At 71.0% G+C, this 18,900-nt stretch carries 16 protein-coding genes; 3 read left to right on the forward strand and 13 right to left on the reverse strand.

What is annotated here, in order from left to right; all coding sequences use genetic code 11:
• Positions 1-54 precede the first annotated feature (54 nt).
• Positions 55-1,398, reverse strand: coding sequence for a histidine--tRNA ligase (hisS, locus tag ACFFF6_RS15575; RefSeq protein ID WP_376982378.1), 1,344 nt, complete (start codon positions 1,396-1,398; stop codon positions 55-57).
• A 215-nt stretch (positions 1,399-1,613) separates the two neighbouring features.
• Between hisS and ACFFF6_RS15580 the strand changes: the two genes are divergently transcribed.
• The gene (locus ACFFF6_RS15580; RefSeq protein ID WP_376982380.1) at positions 1,614-3,008 is read left to right on the forward strand and encodes a DUF349 domain-containing protein; all 1,395 of its coding nucleotides are present in this window, start codon (positions 1,614-1,616) and stop codon (positions 3,006-3,008) included.
• 98 nt (positions 3,009-3,106) lie between these two features.
• Positions 3,107-3,799 (forward strand): hypothetical protein, encoded by a 693-nt coding sequence (locus ACFFF6_RS15585; RefSeq protein WP_376982382.1) that lies wholly within the window; start codon positions 3,107-3,109, stop codon positions 3,797-3,799.
• Positions 3,800-3,815: 16 nt separating this feature from the next.
• Here ACFFF6_RS15585 and ACFFF6_RS15590 read toward each other — a convergent pair whose 3' ends face one another.
• The 12 genes from ACFFF6_RS15590 to thrS form a co-directional block, all read right to left on the reverse strand.
• Entirely contained in the window at positions 3,816-6,167 is a 2,352-nt protein-coding gene (locus ACFFF6_RS15590) for a RelA/SpoT family protein (protein ID WP_376982384.1), read from the reverse strand.
• Positions 6,168-6,209: 42 nt separating this feature from the next.
• On the reverse strand, positions 6,210-6,779 hold the full coding sequence (locus tag ACFFF6_RS15595; protein ID WP_376982386.1) for an adenine phosphoribosyltransferase: 570 nt from the start codon (positions 6,777-6,779) through the stop codon (positions 6,210-6,212).
• A complete protein-coding gene (secF, locus tag ACFFF6_RS15600; protein ID WP_376982388.1) occupies positions 6,776-7,846 on the reverse strand; it encodes a protein translocase subunit SecF in 1,071 nt (356 codons plus the stop codon). The genes ACFFF6_RS15595 and secF overlap by 4 nt, the downstream gene beginning before the upstream one ends.
• Positions 7,843-9,753, reverse strand: a complete 1,911-nt coding sequence (gene secD / locus ACFFF6_RS15605) for a protein translocase subunit SecD (protein ID WP_376982390.1) — start codon at positions 9,751-9,753, stop codon at positions 7,843-7,845. Before secD ends, secF begins: the two co-directional genes overlap by 4 nt.
• 54 nt (positions 9,754-9,807) lie before the next feature.
• On the reverse strand, positions 9,808-10,161 hold the full coding sequence (yajC, locus tag ACFFF6_RS15610; RefSeq protein WP_376982392.1) for a preprotein translocase subunit YajC: 354 nt from the start codon (positions 10,159-10,161) through the stop codon (positions 9,808-9,810).
• 169 nt (positions 10,162-10,330) lie between these two features.
• Positions 10,331-11,425 carry a Holliday junction branch migration DNA helicase RuvB gene (ruvB, locus tag ACFFF6_RS15615; RefSeq protein ID WP_376982394.1) on the reverse strand — a complete coding sequence of 365 codons (1,095 nt, stop codon included), beginning with the start codon at positions 11,423-11,425 and terminating at the stop codon, positions 10,331-10,333.
• On the reverse strand, positions 11,422-12,036 hold the full coding sequence (ruvA, locus tag ACFFF6_RS15620) for a Holliday junction branch migration protein RuvA (protein ID WP_376982396.1): 615 nt from the start codon (positions 12,034-12,036) through the stop codon (positions 11,422-11,424). Before ruvA ends, ruvB begins: the two co-directional genes overlap by 4 nt.
• 26 nt (positions 12,037-12,062) lie before the next feature.
• The gene (gene ruvC, locus ACFFF6_RS15625; protein WP_376982399.1) at positions 12,063-12,653 is read right to left on the reverse strand and encodes a crossover junction endodeoxyribonuclease RuvC; all 591 of its coding nucleotides are present in this window, start codon (positions 12,651-12,653) and stop codon (positions 12,063-12,065) included.
• 40 nt (positions 12,654-12,693) lie between these two features.
• Positions 12,694-13,452, reverse strand: coding sequence for a YebC/PmpR family DNA-binding transcriptional regulator (locus tag ACFFF6_RS15630; RefSeq protein ID WP_376982401.1), 759 nt, complete (start codon positions 13,450-13,452; stop codon positions 12,694-12,696).
• Positions 13,453-13,529: 77 nt separating this feature from the next.
• Positions 13,530-14,795: a PrsW family intramembrane metalloprotease gene (locus tag ACFFF6_RS15635; protein ID WP_376982403.1), complete on the reverse strand. Its 1,266-nt coding sequence runs from the start codon at positions 14,793-14,795 to the stop codon at positions 13,530-13,532.
• A 55-nt stretch (positions 14,796-14,850) separates the two neighbouring features.
• On the reverse strand, positions 14,851-15,447 hold the full coding sequence (locus ACFFF6_RS15640; protein WP_376982405.1) for an HIT family protein: 597 nt from the start codon (positions 15,445-15,447) through the stop codon (positions 14,851-14,853).
• Positions 15,444-17,444: a threonine--tRNA ligase gene (gene thrS / locus ACFFF6_RS15645; protein ID WP_376982407.1), complete on the reverse strand. Its 2,001-nt coding sequence runs from the start codon at positions 17,442-17,444 to the stop codon at positions 15,444-15,446. Before thrS ends, ACFFF6_RS15640 begins: the two co-directional genes overlap by 4 nt.
• 543 nt (positions 17,445-17,987) lie before the next feature.
• On the opposite strand from thrS, the gene ACFFF6_RS15650 reads away from it, so the two are divergent.
• Positions 17,988-18,761 (forward strand): endonuclease domain-containing protein, encoded by a 774-nt coding sequence (locus ACFFF6_RS15650; RefSeq protein WP_376982458.1) that lies wholly within the window; start codon positions 17,988-17,990, stop codon positions 18,759-18,761.
• Positions 18,762-18,900: the final 139 nt, after the last annotated feature.

Here is an 18,900-nt window from a genome sequence, read left to right on the forward strand (position 1 = left end):
GGTTCCATTCCCGCCGCTCCTGCGCGTGAGACAGGTCACGCGCAGGAGGCGTCCTCACCTCGCGACAGGGGTCACCTGGGCCGTGAGGTCCTCGGGTGCGGGGGCCCACGTCGCGGGGTCGGCCTCGATCTGCTCGCCGGAGCGGAGGTCGCGGACCGCATGGTCCGCCCCCTCCTGGGCGGGGAACCAGACGAAGGGGATGCCGCGCCGATCGGCGACGCGGATCTGCTTGCCGAGCTTCGCCGCCGTGGGCGCGACCTCCGTCGGGATGCCGCGGGCCCGCAGCGCACGGGCCACCGCCTCGCTGTCCTCGCGGGTCTCCTCGGAGGAGACCGAGACGAGTACCGCGGAGGGCACGGGCCGGCTCGCGGCGGCGAGGTCGGCGCTGATGAGCCGGGACACGAGGCGGGATAGGCCGATGGACAGGCCCACCCCGGGGTAGGTGTGGCGGTTGTCGGCGGCCAGGCGATCGTAGCGCCCGCCCGAGCAGATCGAGCCCAGGGAGACGTGACCGGTCATGAAGGTCTCGAACACCGTGCCGGTGTAGTAGTCGAGGCCGCGGGCGATCGACAGGTCCGCGACGATCGCGCCGGGGACAGAGGCCTGCACGCGGGCGAGGACGGCGGTGAGCTCCGCGATCCCCTCCTCCATGAGCTCCCCGCTGCCGCCGAGCCCGCGCACGGCGTCGGCGAAGGAGCCGTCCTCGCTCGTGATCCCGGCGAAGTCCAGACATGCGTCGGCCTGGGCGGCGCTCGCCCCCGCCTCGTCCATCAGCAGCGCGTGGACAGCCTCGCGTCCGATCTTCGGCAGCTTGTCGAGCCCGCGCAGCACGGCCTCGTGGTCCTGGATCCCGACGGAGCGGAAGAAGCCCTCGGACAGCTTGCGGTTGTTGACGTGGATCGTGAAGCCCGGCAGGGGCAGCTGCGCGAGGATCTCCGCCATCACGACCGCGACCTCCGCCTCGACATGGCCGGGCAGCGAGTCCTGGCCGATGACGTCGAGATCGGCCTGGTAGAACTCGCGGAAGCGGCCGTCCTGGGGGCGCTCGCCGCGCCACACCTTCTGGATCTGGTAGCGGCGGAAGGGGAAGCTGAGATCGTTCTGGTGCTCGAGCACGTAGCGGGCCAGCGGGACCGTCAGATCGAAGTGCAGACCGAGGGTCCGGTCCAGGTCGGCGTCCTCGCCCTCCTCCGCGTGGAGGCGGCGCAGGACGTAGACCTCCTTGTCGGTCTCTCCCTTGCGCAGCAGCTGCGACATGGGCTCGACGGCGCGGGTCTCGACGCCGGCGAACCCATGCAGCTCCGCCACATGCCGGAACACGTCGATGACGTGCTGCTCGACCCGCCGCTGGGCGGGGAGCCATTCGGGGAATCCGGACAGGGCGCTGATCTTCGCCACGGGGGTGCTCCTGGGTGAGGGGGCATCGGTCTCCCCCATTATCGAGGACGCGCCGGGCCGCGGGGACCGCGCGTCCGTCCCCGGAGCGGACATGAGCCGCTCGCGGCGGGCGCTGTAGAGTTCCTCCCTGTGGCCCCTGCGCCGCATCCATGACGTCGCCCCTGCCGGGGCGACAGTGCCCCGCCCTGCAGCGGAACGACCCGAAGGAGCGCATCGTGAGCGAGTCCCAGAGCCCCGCCCCGAAGCCCACTGCCCGTCCCATGCCGCCCTCGCCGGCAGCGCTGGCCGGGCGCAAGCCCACCGCCCCGCTCGTGCCCGCGGTGGCCCCCGCGGCCGCCGAGTACGACGAGGCGCAGCTCGAGGCCGCCCGCGCTTTCGGCGAGCTGGGCGAGGACGGCACCGTCACCGTCCAGGACGGCACGCAGCGCCGCGAGATCGGCACGAGCACGGAGACCGACGCCCGGGCGGCGCTGGACCCCTTCGCACGCGCCTATGTCGACCTCACGGTCTTCCTCGACCAGGTCGAGCATGCCCTCGAGGCGCCCTCCCATACCCAGGTCGAGCTGAACCGTCTGCTGGAGAACCTGCGCAAGAACCTCAAGGAGCCGAAGGTCGTCGGCGACATCCCGGCTCTGCGCGCTCGCGCCGCGACGCTGCGCGAGAGCGCGAAGGAGAAGATCCAGGCCCTCGAGTCGGAGCGGGGCGAGGCCAGGGCGGCCGCGACCGCCGAGCGCACCGCCTTCGTCGAGGGGATCGAGGCGCTCGTGGCCACCGATCCCGCGCAGATGTCCTGGCGCAGCGCCGGCGAGACGATGCGGGGGATGGTCGGCACCTGGAAGCAGATGCAGAAGGACTCCGTCTCCCTCGAGCGCTCCGTCGAGGACGCCCTGTGGAAGCGGCTGTCGGCGGCGCGCAGCGCCTTTGACCGCAAGCGCAAGCAGTTCTTCTCCCAGCTGGACGGCCAGCATGCCGAGGCCGAGCGGGTCAAGAGCGAGCTGATCACGCGCGCCGAGGCGATGCAGGACTCGACCGACTGGGGTCCCACGGTGCGCGCCTACCGCGAGCTGATGGACGAATGGCGCGCCGCGCCGCGCGGCAATCGCAAGAAGGACGACGCGCAGTGGGCGCGCTTCAAGGCCGCCCAGGATCGGTTCTTCGAGGCCCGCAACGCCGACCTCGCCGCATCCGATGCGGAGCAGCAGGAGAACCTGAAGGCCAAGGAGGCCCTCCTCGAGGAGGCCCGCGCCATCTCCGTCACCGACGACCTCGATGCCGCCAAGGAGGCCCTGCGCTCGGTCCAGGACCGCTGGGAGGCCGCGGGAAAGGTCCCCCGCAGCGCCATGCATCGCATCGAGGACGGTCTGCGGGCGGTCGAGCGGTCCATCAAGAAGGCCGAGGAGGACGAGTGGCGCCGGACGGATCCGCGCACCAAGGCGCGCGTCGAAGGTGCGTCCTCGCAGCTCTATGCCGCGATCGCGAGCTACGAGGAGGCGCTGGAGAAGGCCCGCGCCGGCGGTGACCCGGAGAGGATCGCGGAGGCCGAGGCCGCCCTCGAGGCGCGCCGCGAATGGCTCGCGGTGATCGAGCGGTCGGCCCGCGACCTCGGCTGAGGGGCTCCGCCCCGACCCGCTCCTCCTCCCCACGGCGCCCGTCCACAATCGTGGACGGGCGCCTTGCCGTCCCCGGCGCTCTCGCCCATCCTCGGGGGATGATCCCTCCCCCGGACCGCGCTCGAGCGGTCGCTCCCGGCCCGCTGCGCGTCGTGGATCGCGAGGCCCTGCACCGGACGATCCGCTCCCCCGCGGCGCAGGCCGGAGCGCCCTGCGTCGCCTGGTCCCAGCACGCCGCGGACCTGGCCGCCGCGATGGCCCCGCAGCTCGAGGGCTGGCCCGAGACCCCGGCGACCCAGGCGCTCGTGCTGGACGGCGAGCTCCTGCCGATGCGCGCCGGACGCTATCTCCCCGCCGTCGACGCCCGCAGCTGCGTGGATCGCGCCATCGCCGTGGGCTGCGCCGTCGGTGAGCATCTGCGCAGCCACCAGGTGATCGCCGGCGCGACGGCCGCCTGGGTGCTGCTGGGCGGGAGGCCTCCGGAGGTGCTCGAGCTCATCTCCCCCTCGCATCGGACGATCATCGCCGGGGTCGAGGTGCATCAGGCGGAGATCCGTCCGGGCGACGTCGTCGTGCTCGGCGGCGCACCGATCACCGCGCCGGGACGGATCGCGACCGACCTGCTGCGCATGCACCCCGAGCACACCGCCTGCCGCATCGTCGAGGAGCTCCTGGAGACGGGGCATCTGGGGATGCAGGAGGTGGCACGGCGGCTCGACCTGCTCTTCGGGGCGCCCCATACCCGTCGGGCGCGCCGGCTGCTGAGGGAGGTGCGCGTCCCGGCCCCCTGAGCGGCGCCGCCCGGGCTCAGCCGTGCGCCGCGAGCGCCGCCTGCGAGTCGACCTGCTTCCCGTCCGCCGTGACCCGGTAGACGTCGTAGACCCCCTCGACGCGCCGGACGGTGTTGATCACCGACTGCAGGTGCGAGGGATCGGCCAGCTCGAAGGAGAAGTACGCCGTGGCGAGGCGGTCCTTGTGCGACTGGCACGAGGCGGACTGCAGGTTCACGTGCTGCTCCGCGATCGACAGGGCGAGATCGGTGAGCAGCCGCGGCCGGTCCAGCGCCTCGATCTTCACGTGCACCAGGTAGACGGCCCCGGTGCGCCCCGACCACTGCACGGGCTGGATGCGGTCGGGCTGCTGCTCCTGGAGGGTCACGACGTTCGTGCAGTCGCGGTGGTGGACGCTGATCCCCGCGCCGCGCGTGACGAAGCCGATGATCGGATCTCCCGGCACCGGAGCGCAGCACTTCGCGAGCTTGACCCAGACGTCGTTCTGGCCGTCGACGATCACGCCCTGGTCCGTGTCCGCCGTCCGCTGCTGGGCACGCCCCGGCTTCTGCAGGACGCGGGAGGGAAGCGTCACCTCGGCGGCGTCCTCCTCGGAGCCCTCGAGTCCCCCGAAGACGGCGCGCAGACGCTCGACGACGTGCTGGGCGCTCATATGCCCCTCGCCGATCGCCGTGTAGAGCCCGTCGACGTCCTTCTGGTGGAGGTCGGAGGCGACCGACTGCAGCGTGTCATGCGTGAGCAGGCGCCGCATCGGCAGATCCTGGCGGCGCAGCGCCTTGGAGAGCTCGTCCTTGCCCTTCTCGAGCGCCTCCTCGCGCCGCTCCTTCGTGAACCACTGGCGGATCTTGGTGCGCGCCCGAGGCGTCTTGACGAAGGCGAGCCAGTCGCGGCTCGGCCCCGCGTCCACGGCCTTCGAGGTGTACACCTCGACGACGTCCCCGGTGCTCAGCTGCGACTCGAGCGAGACCAGACGGCCGTTCACGCGCGCGCCCATCGTGCGATGGCCCACCTCGGTGTGCACCGAGTACGCGAAGTCCACCGGCGTCGCCCCCTGCGGGAGGGCGAGCACGTCGCCCTTGGGGGTGAAGACGTAGACCTCCTGGGAGGAGATCTCGAAGCGGAGCGAGTCCAGGAACTCCCCGGAGTCAGCCGTGTCCTTCTGCCAGTCCATCAGCTGCCGGAGCCAGGCCATCTCCTGGTTGCCGGCCCGCGCAGGCTCGACCTGGCCGGCCTTGGCCTTGTACTTCCAGTGGGCGGCGACGCCGTACTCGGCGCGGCGATGCATCTCCCGGGTGCGGATCTGCACCTCGACCGGCTTGCCGGTGGGACCGATGACCGTGGTGTGCAGCGACTGGTACAGGTTGAACTTCGGCAGGGCGATGTAGTCCTTGAACCGCCCCGGCAGCGGCGACCAGCGGGCGTGCAGGATGCCCAGCACCGCGTAGCAGTCCCGGACGGTGTCCACCAGCACGCGGATGCCGACGAGATCGTAGATGTCGGCGAAGTCGCGGCCCCGCACGATCATCTTCTGGTAGATCGAGTAGTAGTGCTTGGGGCGGCCGGTGACGTCCGCCTTGATACGCGCCTTGCGCAGATCGGTCTGGATCTGGGTGGAGACCGCGGAGAGGTACTGATCCCGGGCGGGGGCGTGATGCGCGACGAGGGAGACGATCTCCTCGTACACCTTCGGGTACAGGACCTGGAAGGAGAGGTCCTCGAGCTCCCACTTCATCGTGTTCAGGCCCAGCCTGTGCGCGAGCGGCGCATAGATCTCCAGGGTCTCCTTGGCCTTGCGCTCCGCGGAGGACGCGGCGACGTACTTCCAGGTGCGGGCGTTGTGGAGACGGTCGGCGAGCTTGATGAGCAGGACGCGTACGTCCCGGCTCATGGCCACGATCATCTTGCGGACCGTCTCCGCCTGAGCGGCCTCGCCGTAGGTGATCTTGTCGAGCTTGGTGACGCCGTCGACGAGGATGGCGATCTCCTCGCCGAAATCGCGGCGCAGGTCCTCGAGCGAGTACTCGGTGTCTTCGACCGTGTCGTGGAGGACCGCGGCGGCGATGACCTCCTTCGGCGCGCCGAGCTCGGCGAGGATGGTGGCCACCGAGACCGGATGGGTGATGTACGGATCGCCGCTCTTGCGGAGCTGTCCTCGATGCGCCTTCTCCGCGACCTGGTAGGCCCGTTCGATGAGGCTCAGGTCCTCGCGCGGGCTGACCGCGGCGATGGTCTGCAGGAGCGGCTCGAGGATCGCATCGGCCGGGGAGGTCTGCCGGGCGCCGAAGAACGGCAGCCGCGAGCGTCCGCGCCAGGGAGCGACGCCGTCGGGGGCGCTGCGCTGACGCTCGAGCTCGTCACGATCCGACATACGTCCACCTCCTGTGCAGTGGACGATATGTTACGCGTCGGATCAGGATGCGGGGGACGCCTCGTCGTCGATGGACCACAGGGCCGTCACCGGCAGGTCCCCGAGCCTCTCGCGGCCCGCCAGGCCGCTCAGCTCGATGAGGAAATGCGCTCCGAGGACGTCGGCGCCGAGCTCTCGGGCCAGGGCGACGGTCGCGGCCGCGGTGCCTCCCGTGGCGAGGAGGTCGTCGACCACGAGGGTGCGGACGCCCGGTGCGAGGGCTCCTTCGGCGATCTCGATCGTCGCGGTGCCGTACTCGAGGTCGTAGGTGCGGCTGCGCGGCGTCCCGGGAAGCTTCCCCGCCTTCCGCACGGGCACGAAGCCGACGCCCAGTTCGTAGGCGAGCGGCGCCCCGAGGACGAAGCCGCGCGCCTCGGTGCCGATGATCACCTCGACGTCCGCGGGCACCACGCTCGCCCAATGCCGGATGACGGTGCGCAGGGCGTCCGCGTCCCGCAGCAGGGGCGTGATGTCGCGGAACAGGATCCCCGGCTCGGGGAAGTCGGGGTACTCCGCGATGTGGGAGCTCATGAGGGCGTCGAGCGCCTCCGGGGCGAGGGTCTGGATGCTCATGCGCCTGCCTGGTTCCGTGCGGTGCGCCGTCGAGGGGCGCGGGAGGGGCTGTCGGGGGTGTCGTCGACGTCGCCGGGGACGTCCGCGGGGCGGCCCGCGCGATGGTCCTCCACCAGACGGTTGTGCCGGACGATCTCGCGCTCGCGGTTGCGGAGGTCGACCAGCAGGCCCGGCGCGAGGAAGATCGAGGAGTAGGTGCCGGCGAGGATCCCGACGAACAGGGCGAGCGAGATGTCCTTGAGGGTGCCGGCCCCCAGCACGAACGCACCGATCGCGAGGATCGAGCCGACCGGCAGGAGGGCGACCACGGAGGTGTTGATCGAGCGGACCAGGGTCTGGTTGGCGGCCAGCTCGACGGCCTCGGCGAAGGTCCTCTCGCGCTGGTCCAGGAGGCCTTCCGCGTTCTCGCGGACCTTGTCGAAGACGACGATCGTGTCGTACAGGGAATAGCCCAGGATCGTGAGAAAGCCGATGACGGTCGCCGGGGTGATCTCGAAGCCCACGACGCCGTACACCGCCGCGGTGAGCAGCATGTCGTGCAGCAGCGCGATCATCGCGGCGATCGAGGCGCGGAGGTTGCGGAAGTACAGCGCCATCACCGTGGCGGTGAGGGCGAGGAACACGACCACCCCGCGGAGCATCTTGACGGTCACGTCCGAGCCCCAGACGGGTCCGATGAACGAGCTCGAGACGTCCTGGGCGCTCACGCCGTAGGCGCTGGCGAGGTCGGCCGCCAGCTGCGTCGTCTGGTCGCTGCTCAGCTCGCTGGTCTGCACCCGCAGGGTGTCAGAGCCCAGCACCGTGATCTTCGGCTCGTTGTCGGGGACCACCTCGCGCACGACGTCGCGGGCGATCGCCTGGTCCGGATCCGCGACCTGGGCGATCTGGAACTCGGAGCCGCCCGTGAACTCGATGCCGAGGTTCGGCCCGCGCAGTCCGGCGATCACCCCGAGCAGGATGATCAGCGAGGCGCCGATCAGGTACCAGGTGCGCCTGCGCCGGACGATGGGCAGCGCGCGGCGGCCGTCGTGGAGGTCGTTGCCGAACTGGGCGAACACGGCGGTCATCGGTCGTCCTCCTTCGTCTGCTGCGGGGCCTCGGTCGTCGCCGCGGCGTCCATCCGCTCCCCTGCGGACCCTGCGCCGCCGGGTGAGCCCTCCGACGCACCGAGCCCCTCGCGCGCCTCCCGCGCCGCGCGCGCCTTACGGGCGGCGAGGCTCTCGCGGACGGGCTCCTCGGCCCCAGCTCCGCCGCGGCGTCCGGACCGTGCCCTGCGCTCCTCGACGCCGCGGATCCGACCGCGTCCGGCATAGGCCGGGAGGTCGCGTCCGAGGGCGGCGGGATCGAGGCCGCTCCAGGGGTGCCCCTTGCCGAAGAAGCGGGTGCGCACGAGGGACTGCAACAGCGGGTGGGTGAACAGGAACACCACCATGATGTCGAGGAGGGTGGCCAGCCCCAGGGTGAAGGCGAAGCCGCGCACGCCGCCGGTGGACAGCACGTACAGCACGACGGCCGCGATGATGTTGACGGTGTCGGAGGCGAGGATCGTCCGGCGGGCGCGGTCCCAGCCGCGGTCCACGGCGCTGACGATGCCGCGTCCGTCCCGGATCTCGTCGCGGACCCTCTCGAAGTAGACGATGAAGGAGTCCGCGGTGAAGGCGATCGACACGATCAGGCCCACGACGCCCGCGAGCGAGAGCCGGTACCCGATGTCGGGGATGTTCGAGAGCACGGTCAGCGTGCCGTAGGCCAGAGCGCCCATCACCACGAGCGAGGCCGTCGTGACGATGGCGAGCACGCGGTACTGCGCGAAGGCGTAGGCGATCACCAGCAGCAGACCGATGAGCCCGGCGATGAGTCCCTTGACGAGCTGGTCGGAGCCGAGGGTCGAGGAGATCTGCTGCTCGGAGAGCACGTCGAACTCGAGCGGGAGCGCGCCGAACTTGAGCTGGCTCGCGAGGGTGCTCGCGGTCTCCTGGTCGAACTGTCCGGTGATGGTCGCGGTGCCGTCCGGGGACGGCGCCTCGACCCGCGGGTAGGAGACGACCTGGTTGTCCAGCACGATCGCGAAGGAGTCGGTGGCCCCTTCGCCGTTGTAGAGGGCCGCGCTCATGGTCGAGAAGGCCTGGGCGTGCTCCTGATCGAAGCTCATGTTCACGGCGTAGAAGCCGTTGGGCTGTCCGGCGCCGTTGACGTCGCTGCCCACGGTCGCGGAGGCGATGGCGGAGCCCGGCACGACCTCGGGGCCGAGCAGGAACTTCGCGGTGCCGGCCTCGTCGCAGACGATCACGGGCTCGTCGGCCGGGACGTCCGCCGCGATCTCCTGCTGGGCTCGCGGATCCGTGCAGTCCGCGGCGATGAACTTCTCCTGCATCTCGGGCGTGGCCTGCTCCATGGACCAGGGAGCGGCAGAGCCGTCCGCGGAGGCCGGAGCGTTCGCGGGGTCCTGGGAGACGATCCCCTGGAAGGTCGACTGCGAGGGATCGACCTCCTCTCCCTCGGAGGTCGTCCCGCCCGCCGTCTCCTCTCCCCCGGCGTCGGAGGCGCCGCCGGCATCGGAGGCTCCGCCGCCGTCGGAGGCCGCGCTCTGCCCCTCGGGCGGGCCGGAGGCGATGACCGGGCGGAAGGACATGGCAGCGGTCTGCCGCAGAGCGTCCGAGGTCGCCTGATCCATGGTCCCGGGCACGTCCACGACGATGTTCGTGCCGCCCTGCACACCGATCTCGGTCTCGCCGACGCCCATGGCGTTGACGCGCTGGGAGATGATCTGGCGGGCCTGGTCCATCTGCTCGCCGCTGATCGCCCCGCCGTCGATCGCCGTCGCCTGGAGGATGACCTGAGTGCCTCCCTCGAGGTCGAGGGCGAGCTTCGGCGCGGGATTCCATCCCCACTTGCCCACGCCGGCGCCGATGCCTCCTGCGAGGACCAGCATGATCACGGCGAGCGCGAGCAGCGCTATTCGACGAGCGGGCATACGGGTTCGATCCTTCGGGTCACGGGCGAGGGGAAGGGCGGCGGGGCGCCGTGATCAGCGGTCGTTCGAGGGCGTGCTGTTCAGGAAGTCCCCCGAGGCGGACGGCCCGTCCTCGGGATCGTCGTCGGAGTCCTCGGGCGTCTCGTCGGTCGGCTCGACGGCCATGGCGATCGCGGCGCGGGCCCACTTCGTCTGAGCGCCGGACTCGGTCTCGAGGATCACGATCTCGTCGTCGGCCTCGACGATCAGCCCGTAGAACCCGGAGTGGGTGCGGACCTCGTCGCCGACGCCGAGGGCGGCCACGCGCTCCTGCTGCTCACGCTGCGCCTTGCGCTGCTTCTTGCTCATGAGCAGCATCGGGATCATCATCACGGCGAAGATGACCAGAAGCATGAAAATCGGGTCCACAGGTGTCCTTTCGAGGGGAGCGACGGCGGTCCTGCCGCCGCTCGGGCACGTACGCGGGCCCACTCTACCGTCGCCCGGCTGGGCGGGATCGGGACCGTGCCGCGGAATCCGCGCCCCGTCCCGTCGGCCCGAGCCCGGTCCCGGGCGGTCGCCACGGCGCCTCAGCTGGTCAGAAGCGCCCCAGCGGAGCGGTCGCCCCGCGGACGGGGTCCGGCTCCGCGAGCCCCAGATGCTCCCAGGCGAGCGAGGTCGCCATGCGCCCGCGGGGCGTGCGCGTGAGGAACCCCTCGCGCACGAGGTAGGGCTCGACCATCGTCTCCACCGTCTCGGTCTCCTCCCCCACGGAGACCGCGAGGGTCGACAGCCCCACCGGGCCTCCGCCGAAACGGGTGCACAGCGCCTGGAGCACACCCCGATCCAGCCGGTCCAGCCCGCTCTCGTCGACCTCGTAGACCTCGAGCGCGGCCCGGGCGGCGGCGAGGTCGAGCTGCCCGCTGCCGCGGACCTGCGCCCAATCGCGGACGCGGCGCAGCAGGCGGTTCGCGATGCGGGGCGTCCCGCGGGAGCGTCCGGCGATCTCCGCGGCCGCCTCGCTCGCGAGGGGGACGCCGAGACGGACCGCAGAGCGCGCGACGACCTCGTGCAGCTCGGCCGGGCGGTAGTAGTCCAGGTGGCCCACGAACCCGAAGCGGTCGCGCAGCGGTGCCGGCAGCAGCCCGGCGCGCGTGGTCGCGCCCACGGCGGTGAAGGGCGGCAGCTCGAGGGGGATGGAGGTCGCCCCCACCCCCTTGCCCACGACCACGTCGACGCGGAAGTCCTCCATCGCGATGTAGAGCATCTCCTCCGCGGGCCGGGCCAGACGATGCACCTCGTCGATGAACAGCACCTCCCCCTCCTCGAGGGAGGACAGGATGGCGGCGAGGTCCCCGGCGTGCTGGATCGCAGGGCCGGAGGTGATGCGCAGCGGGGCGTTCAGCTCTCCAGCGATGATCATGGCGAGCGTCGTCTTGCCGAGTCCGGGAGGTCCGGACAGGAGCACGTGCTCGGGGGGACGCCCGCGACCGGTGGCGGCGTCGAGGACCAGCGAGAGCTGCTCGCGCACGACCTGCTGCCCGACGAACTCGTCGAGGCGGCGAGGACGCAGGGCGGCCTCCGCGGCCCGCTCGAGCGCACCGGACTCCGCGCTCGTGACGGAGCCGCCGCCGAGGGAGGGGGCTGCGTCCTCCTCGGGGTCCGTCGCCTCCTCCGGTCCCCGCGGGTTCATCGCGTGCTCCCGAGGGCGCGCAGCGCCGTGCGCAGCAGGACGGCGGAGTCGTGCTCGCCGTCGGCGGCGGCGTCCTCGACCGCGGCGACGGCGGCCTTCTCCGCCCAGCCGAGGCCCACGAGCGCGGCGACCACATCCGCCTGCGGACCCCGCAGCGCGCCCGCCGTCGGCGTCGGTGCCTGCTCGGGGGTCTGCGCGGCGGCGCTCTGCGGGAGGGACAGCTTGTCCCTGAGCTCGAGGATCATGCGCTGCGCCCCCTTGGGTCCGATGCCGGGGGTGCGGGTGATCGCCTTCGTGTCCTCCATCGCGATCGCCCGGCGCAGGTCGTCCGGCGCCATCACGGTGAGCACCGCGAGGGCGGTGCGCGGCCCCACCCCGGAGACGGTCTGCACGACGCGGAACACGTCCGCCTCCTCGCGCTGGGGGAAGCCGAACAGGGTCAGCGAGTCCTCGCGCACGACGAGCTCGGTGTGGAGCGTCAGCTCCGCCCCGTGACGGGTCGTCGCGAGAGCCTGCGCGGTCGTGTGGACCAGGTAGCCGATGCCCTGGACCTCGAGGACGAGGGAGTCCAGGCCGATATGGCGGACCTGGCCGGTGAGAGTGGAGATCACGGCACCAGCCTAGAACATGCGTTCGATCAGAAGCGGGAGGTGGAGGATTCGCTGGCGCGTCGGGCGGCCCGCTCGGCCTCGGCCCAGCGGGCCTGCGCGCTCGTGCGCGCGCCGCCGGTGGCGTCCAGGCGCACGGGCCCGGGACCCCGCCAGATCTGGGTGAGCGCGATCGCGATCGCATCGGCGGCATCGGCAGGCTTCGGGGCCTCGGGCAGACGCAGGATCTTGACCAGCACGTTCTGGATCTGCTTCTTGTCCGCCCGGCCGCTTCCGGTGACGGCGGCCTTGACCTCGGAGGGGGTGTGCATCGCGATGCGGATCCCCCGCTGCGCGGCCAGCAGGATCGCGACCCCGGAGACCTGGGCGGTCCCCATCACGGTCGAGATGTTGTTCTGGCTGAAGACCCGCTCGATCGCGACGACGTCGGGGGCGTGCTCCTCGATCTTCGCCTCGATCCCCCGGGAGATCGCCAGGAGCCGGAGGTCGATGGTGTCCTCCGGCGAGCTGCGCACGACGCCGACGTCCACCAGGCTCGCGTCCCGGCCGCGACCGGCGTCCAGAACGCCGTAGCCGCAGCGGGTCAGGCCCGGATCGATCCCCAGGACGCGCAGGCTCATGCGAGCCTGCGCGCCGCGGGGCCGACCTGGGACCGGAGGCTCATTCGTCGTCGGCGAGCTGCGCCGCGACGTCCTCGGGGATGTCGAGGTTCGTGTAGACGTTCTGCACGTCGTCGCTGTCCTCGAGCGCGTCGATCAGGCGCAGCACCTTGTGCGCGCCGTCGAGGTCGACCTCGGTGCGGATGTTCGGCACGAACTGCGCCTCGGCGCTGTCGTAGTCGATGCCCGCCTCCTGCAGCGCCGTGCGCACGGCGACCACATCGGAGGCCTCGGAGACGATCTCGAAGGTCTCGCCCTCGTCGTTGATCTCCTCGGCCCCGGCGTCGAGGACCACCTCGAGGAGGTCGTCCTCGGTGTGCTCGCCCTTGGGCAGGGAGACGACGCCCTTGCGGGTGAACATGTAGGAGACCGAGCCGGAGTCCGCCATGTTCCCGCCGTTGCGGGAGAAGGCGAGGCGGACCTCGGAGACGGCGCGGTTCTTGTTGTCGGTCAGGCACTCCACGAGGACGGCGACCCCGCCGGGGGCGTAGCCCTCGTACATGAGGGTCGTGTAGTCGACCCCGCCGCCGTCGAGGCCGCCGCCGCGCTTGACGGCGCGGTCGATGTTGTCGTTGGGGACCGACGTCTTCTTGGCCTTCTGGATCGCGTCGAAGAGGGTCGGGTTGCCGGAGGGGTCGGCGCCGCCCGTCCGGGCCGCCACTTCGATGTTCTTGATCAGCTTGGCGAAGAGCTTGCCGCGCTTGGCATCGATGGCGGCCTTCTTGTGCTTGGTCGTCGCCCATTTGGAGTGACCCGACATGTGTCTCCTCGGAAGATCGCTGCGTCCTTCAGTGCCGGACCATTGTACGGTGCCGGAGTCCGCCGGCCCGCCTGCGCTCAGGCCGCGGCGTCCGGGAGGCGGACGACGGGCCGTGAGAGGGCGCCGATGAGGCGCCGGTCCGCGGTGATCCGCTCGAGCAGCTGCCGCTCGCGGAGGCGGGTCTTCGCCGTGGGCGCGCCGTGCAGCACGCCGTGCCGGTCCATCCCCAGCTCGACCGCGGCGAGGATCAGGTCGCGCATCGCGGTGCGGGCGACGGTCCCGTGCTGGGCGGCCCACTTCTCCGCGGCGCGGCGTCGGCGCAGCGAGATGAGCATCTCGACCTCGGAGGGGGCGAACCAGCCGGCCCGGCCGTACGCGGACAGCTGCCGGCGCAGGATCCGATGCTCGCGCAGGCGCAGCCAGACGACCATGGCGAGCAGCACCAGGAAGATCGGCACCTGGACGGTCACGTAGTACTGGAAGAAGCTGCGCATCGGCGCCTCCGGATCGACCTCGAGGAAGAAGGTCGAGCCGTTCCACAGGGCGTGCAGGCACATGCCCAGGCTGAGTCCGCCGATCCCGAGCCCGAAGTAGAGCATGAGCGAGCGCCGTTCCGCCGCGATGCCGAGGCCCAGCCCGCACAGGGCTGTGAAGCAGACGTGGGCGAAGGGCGAGAGCAGACCGCGCAGCATGAACGTCTGCCAGAAGACGGTGGACTCCCCGGCCGCCTGCGCCTCGTGGAAGGACCGGCCGAAGTAGAGGATGTTCTCGGTGAAGGCGAAACCGCCGGCGATGAGCGCCGCGTACACGAGCCCGTCGATCGGCCCGCCGATGAACCGCCTGCCCCAGCACAGCAGCGCGATCAGCCCCGCGGACTTCATGGACTCCTCGACCACCGGCGCCTGGATCACGGCGCCCAGGAACTGCGAGGTCATCTCCTGCGCGTCCTCCGGGGTGATCAGGTAGGTGAAGGCGCCGCCGATGACGAAGGTCAGCCCCACCGATCCCGCCGCCCCCCAGATGAAGGCGTAGACCAGCGTGATGCGGGGCTGCGGGGTGTACCGGTCGATCCACCAGACCGCGAGGAACACGATCGCGACGGGGACGAGGGCCGCGGTCAGGGCGACGAGGGACGTGCCGAATCCGAGGGGCCGGATGGTGAAGAAGTAGACCGCGATGAAGACGCCGATCAGCAGCAGGATCGCGAGGGACCAGACGATCCGCGGCAGCCACTTCCCGCGCTTCCCGGCGGGCCCCTCCGCCCCGGCGCCGAGGCGCGCGGGGCCCCGCGGATCCGGGCGGGGCACGTCGTACTCGTACCTCCCGAAGGTGCTGGTCGCCATGGGTTCCTCCGCGGTTCTCGGCCGAAGCGGCCCGGTCATGGTAGCAACGGGCCGATCAGCGGGCGGCGGGCCACGCCTCGGCGAGAGCGCGGCGCGTGTCGGCCAGCAGGATCGGCAGCGCCTTCGTGCGGCCGATGATCGGCAGGAAGTTGGCATCCCCCTGCCAGCGGGGCACGACGTGCTGATGCAGATGCGCGGCGATCCCCGCCCCGGCGACCTCGCCCTGGTTCATCCCCAGGTTGAATCCGGCCGGGGCGGAGACCTCCCGCACCACCTGCATGGCGGTGCGGGTCAGCTCCGCGACCTCGAGCAGCTCCTGCTCGGTGAGGTCCGTGTAGTCGGCGACGTGCCGATGGGGGCACACCAGCAGGTGCCCGGTGTTGTACGGGAAGAGGTTGAGCAGCACGTACGCGCTCTCTCCGCGGTGCACGATGAGCGCGTCCTCATCACCCCTCGAGGGGGCGACGCAGAACGGGCACTGGGCGGCGTCATCGGGATCGTTCGGCTTCGCCTCGCCGGAGATGTACGCCATCCGGTGCGGGGTCCAGAGCCGCTCGTACCCGTCGTCGACCCCGGCGAAGGAGCGCGGGTCCTCGAGGGGGATCGCGTCATCCGCCGGCGCCGGCTCCGCGGCTCCCGCGGCGGCGCTCACACCTGGGCCTTGTCCCGGATCGCGGCGACGATCCGCTCCACGGCCTCGTCCACGGGGATGCCGTTGTCCTGGCTGCCGTCGCGCAGCCGGAAGGACACGGCGCCCTTCTCCTGGTCCTCGCCGCCGGCGATGAGCAGATAGGGGACCTTCTCCTTGGTGTGGGTGCGGATCTTCTTCTGCATCCGGTCGTCGGAGGAGTCGACCTCGACGCGCACGCCGCGGGCACGGAGCTTCGCGGCGACCTCCTCGAGGTAGGGCACGTATTCCGCGGCCACCGGGATCCCCACGACCTGGACGGGGGCGAGCCACACGGGGAAGGCGCCGGCATAGTGCTCGAGCAGCACGCCGAAGAAGCGCTCGATCGAGCCGAACAGGGCGCGGTGGATCATCACCGGGCGCTGGCGGGAGCCGTCGGGGGCGGTGTACTCGAGCTCGAAGAGCTCCGGCTCGAAGAAGTCGAGTTGGATGGTCGACAGCTGCCAGGTCCGGCCGATCGCGTCCTTCGCCTGCACCGAGATCTTCGGGCCGTAGAAGGCCGCGCCGCCCGGATCGGGCACGAGATCCAGGCCCGAGGCGGTGGCGACCTCCTCGAGGGTGCGGGTCGCCTCCTCCCAGGTCGCGTCGTCGCCCACGGACTTCTCGGGGTCGCGGGTGGACAGCTCGAGGTAGAAGTCGTCGAGCCCGTAGTCGCGCAGCAGGTCCAGCACGAAGGTGAGCAGGCTCGCCAGCTCCTCCTTCATCTGCTCGCGGGTGGTGTAGATGTGGGCGTCGTCCTGGGTGAAGCCACGGGCACGGGTCAGGCCGTGCACCACCCCGGACTTCTCGTAGCGGTAGACGCTGCCGAACTCGAACAGGCGCAGCGGCAGGTCGCGGTACGAGCGCCCGCGGGAGCGGTAGACGAGGTTGTGCATCGGGCAGTTCATGGGCTTGAGGTAGTAGTCCTGGCCCTGCTTGGTGACATTGCCGTCCGCATCCACCTCCTCGTCCATGTGCATGGGCGGGTACATGCCGTCCGCGTACCACTCGAGGTGCTTCGAGGTCTCGAAGAGGTTCTTCTTGGTGATGTGCGGGGTGGTGACGAAGGAGTAGCCGGACTCGACGTGGCGGCGGCGCGAGTAGTCCTCCATCTCCATCCGGATCATGGCGCCCTTGGGGTGGAACACGGGCAGGCCCGAGCCGATCTCGTCCGGGAAGGAGAACAGGTCCAGCTCCGCGCCGAGACGGCGATGGTCACGGCGCTCGGCCTCCGCCAGGCGCGCCTGATGGGCTCGCAGGTCCTCCTTGGTGGCCCAGGCGGTGCCGTAGATGCGCTGCAGCATCGGGTTCTTCTCGCTGCCGCGCCAGTAGGCCGCGGCGCTGCGGGTGAGGGCGAAGCCGTTGCCGATCAGCCGGGTCGAGGGCAGGTGCGGGCCGCGGCAGAGGTCGGTCCACACGACCTCTCCCCCGCGACGCACGTTGTCGTACATCGACAGGCCGCCCGCGCCGACCTCGACGCTCGCGCCCTCGCCGGCCTCGGCGGCCGTCGACTTGAGACCGATGAGCTCGAGCTTGTAGGGCTCGCCGGCCTCCTCCTCACGAGCGGCGTCGTCGCTGATCTCGCGCCGCACGAAGGCCTGGCCCTCCTTGACGATGCGCCCCATCCGCTTCTCGATCTCCTGGAGGTCCTCCGGGGTGAAGGGGGTCTGGACGTCGAAGTCGTAGTAGAAGCCGTCGGTGATGGGCGGGCCGATGCCGAGCTTCGCCTCGGGGTTGATCGCCTGCACCGCCTGCGCGAGGACGTGAGCGGTCGAATGGCGCAGGATCGAGAGCCCGTCCGGGCTGGTGATCTCGACGCCCTCGACGTCCCAGCCCTGCTCGAGCACCGTGCTGAGGTCCTTCAGCTCCCCGTCCACGCGCAGGGCGACGATCTCCTTGCGCCCTTCGAAGATCGTGGTGCCGGTGGTGCCCTCCTCGATCTGCTGCGGACGGGAATCGAGGGTGATGGCGATCTGGGCCACGAGATGTCTCCTAGGTATCGGGGCGAGCCGGCCGACGATGCCGGCTCCGCGGACAATCCTAGCGAGGGTCCAGAGCCCCGTCGTCCGGGCCTACGCACTGCTCCACGCAGCCCCGACGCACGGCCCCCATCCGATCCGCCGCGAGAGTGCAGGCGCATGAGACGTGGAGACGCGGCCGAGCGAGACCGAGCCCCCACTGGTCAACGCCATGAGCATCCCGTGACCGGCCTCGCTCTTCCTCGGGGAATTGCACCCTCGCGAGAACAACCACCTGTCGGCTCCGCCTCGGGAGCGGTGTGCCGAACCGCTCACGCCGCACATGTCGGTCCGCTCTGGCTGCCTCGGCACATGGTCGCGTTCCCCGTCCCGTCCGATTCGCCCCGCGATGCCTGGGGCGTCGATCTCACCGTGCCGCCGAACGCCGTCCCGGCAGGCCGCTGGGAGGACCTCCCGCCAGCTCGCCGACTCACCCTGGTCCGATATCTCGCCGTTGCTCCCGAGCGCCGTCTGGAGCTGCGGCAGTCTTCATTCCCGTGTGCCGGAATGCCGCGGGGCAGGAGTCGGGGCGCGGCGCTCGGTTCCGACGGGCTTTGGCATCTGATCGCTGTCGACGATGCGAGCCCGACGCGCGACGTCCCCTGCTGCGGAGACGGCATCCTCTCGCAGCCTGACGGTCTTGAGCTCACCTGCGCATCGACGGGCGCAGTAGCCCGCTGCGAGCAACCGCAGTGCGGGGACGTCCATCTGGACCCGTCGCGCGCGGGCGGGCTGTGCTGCCCATGGACCGTCCCCCGTTCCCTGCGGTGCGGTGGGGCCGAGCGTTGGCCTCGTGCCGACCTCCGCAGCTCCTCACGTCTGCGGGGGATCGCATTCCGTCTCCTCGCACGGTTCGGGCACACATGCCAGGCCTGCCGCCTCAGCGACGCCCATGTGGTCGACCACGATCACGTGTCCGGCCTCGTGCGGGGGCTCATATGCGGCGACTGCAACCTGCGCATCGAAACCTGCCTCCACCTGGACGGCTGCGGGTTCTCGTCCTCCCTGAACGCACCACCGGCGCTCCCCTTGCGACTGCTCTGCTCGCGGTCACCGACATCGGCAGAACGCCAGCGTCTGCTTGCCACGGCCCTGCTCCTGCAGCAGGATCCTGAGTTGGCGCGCTGCACGGAATCGCTGTCCGACGACGCACCTCTGTTCCAGGACTCCGGATCACGACGACGGATACGCCTGACCTCGCGCGCGGGCACGAATGCCAGTTCCGAGGCCCGAAGTCAGCCCTTATGGGAGGCACCTCACGCGACAAGGGGATTGACGTGACCGGCACCTCCGGTGCAGGAGCCGATCTGGGAGGGCGTCGCGAACTGCGCTAGGGTGCGAGGGCTTGACATCCCGAACCCAAGGAAGGAGACCGCCCACGGGTGCGCAGATGACAGACGCTGGAGCGCCGGGGCGGCGA

The sequence above is a fragment of the Brachybacterium hainanense genome, assembly GCF_042434575.1.
GTDB lineage: Bacteria > Actinomycetota > Actinomycetes > Actinomycetales > Dermabacteraceae > Brachybacterium > Brachybacterium hainanense.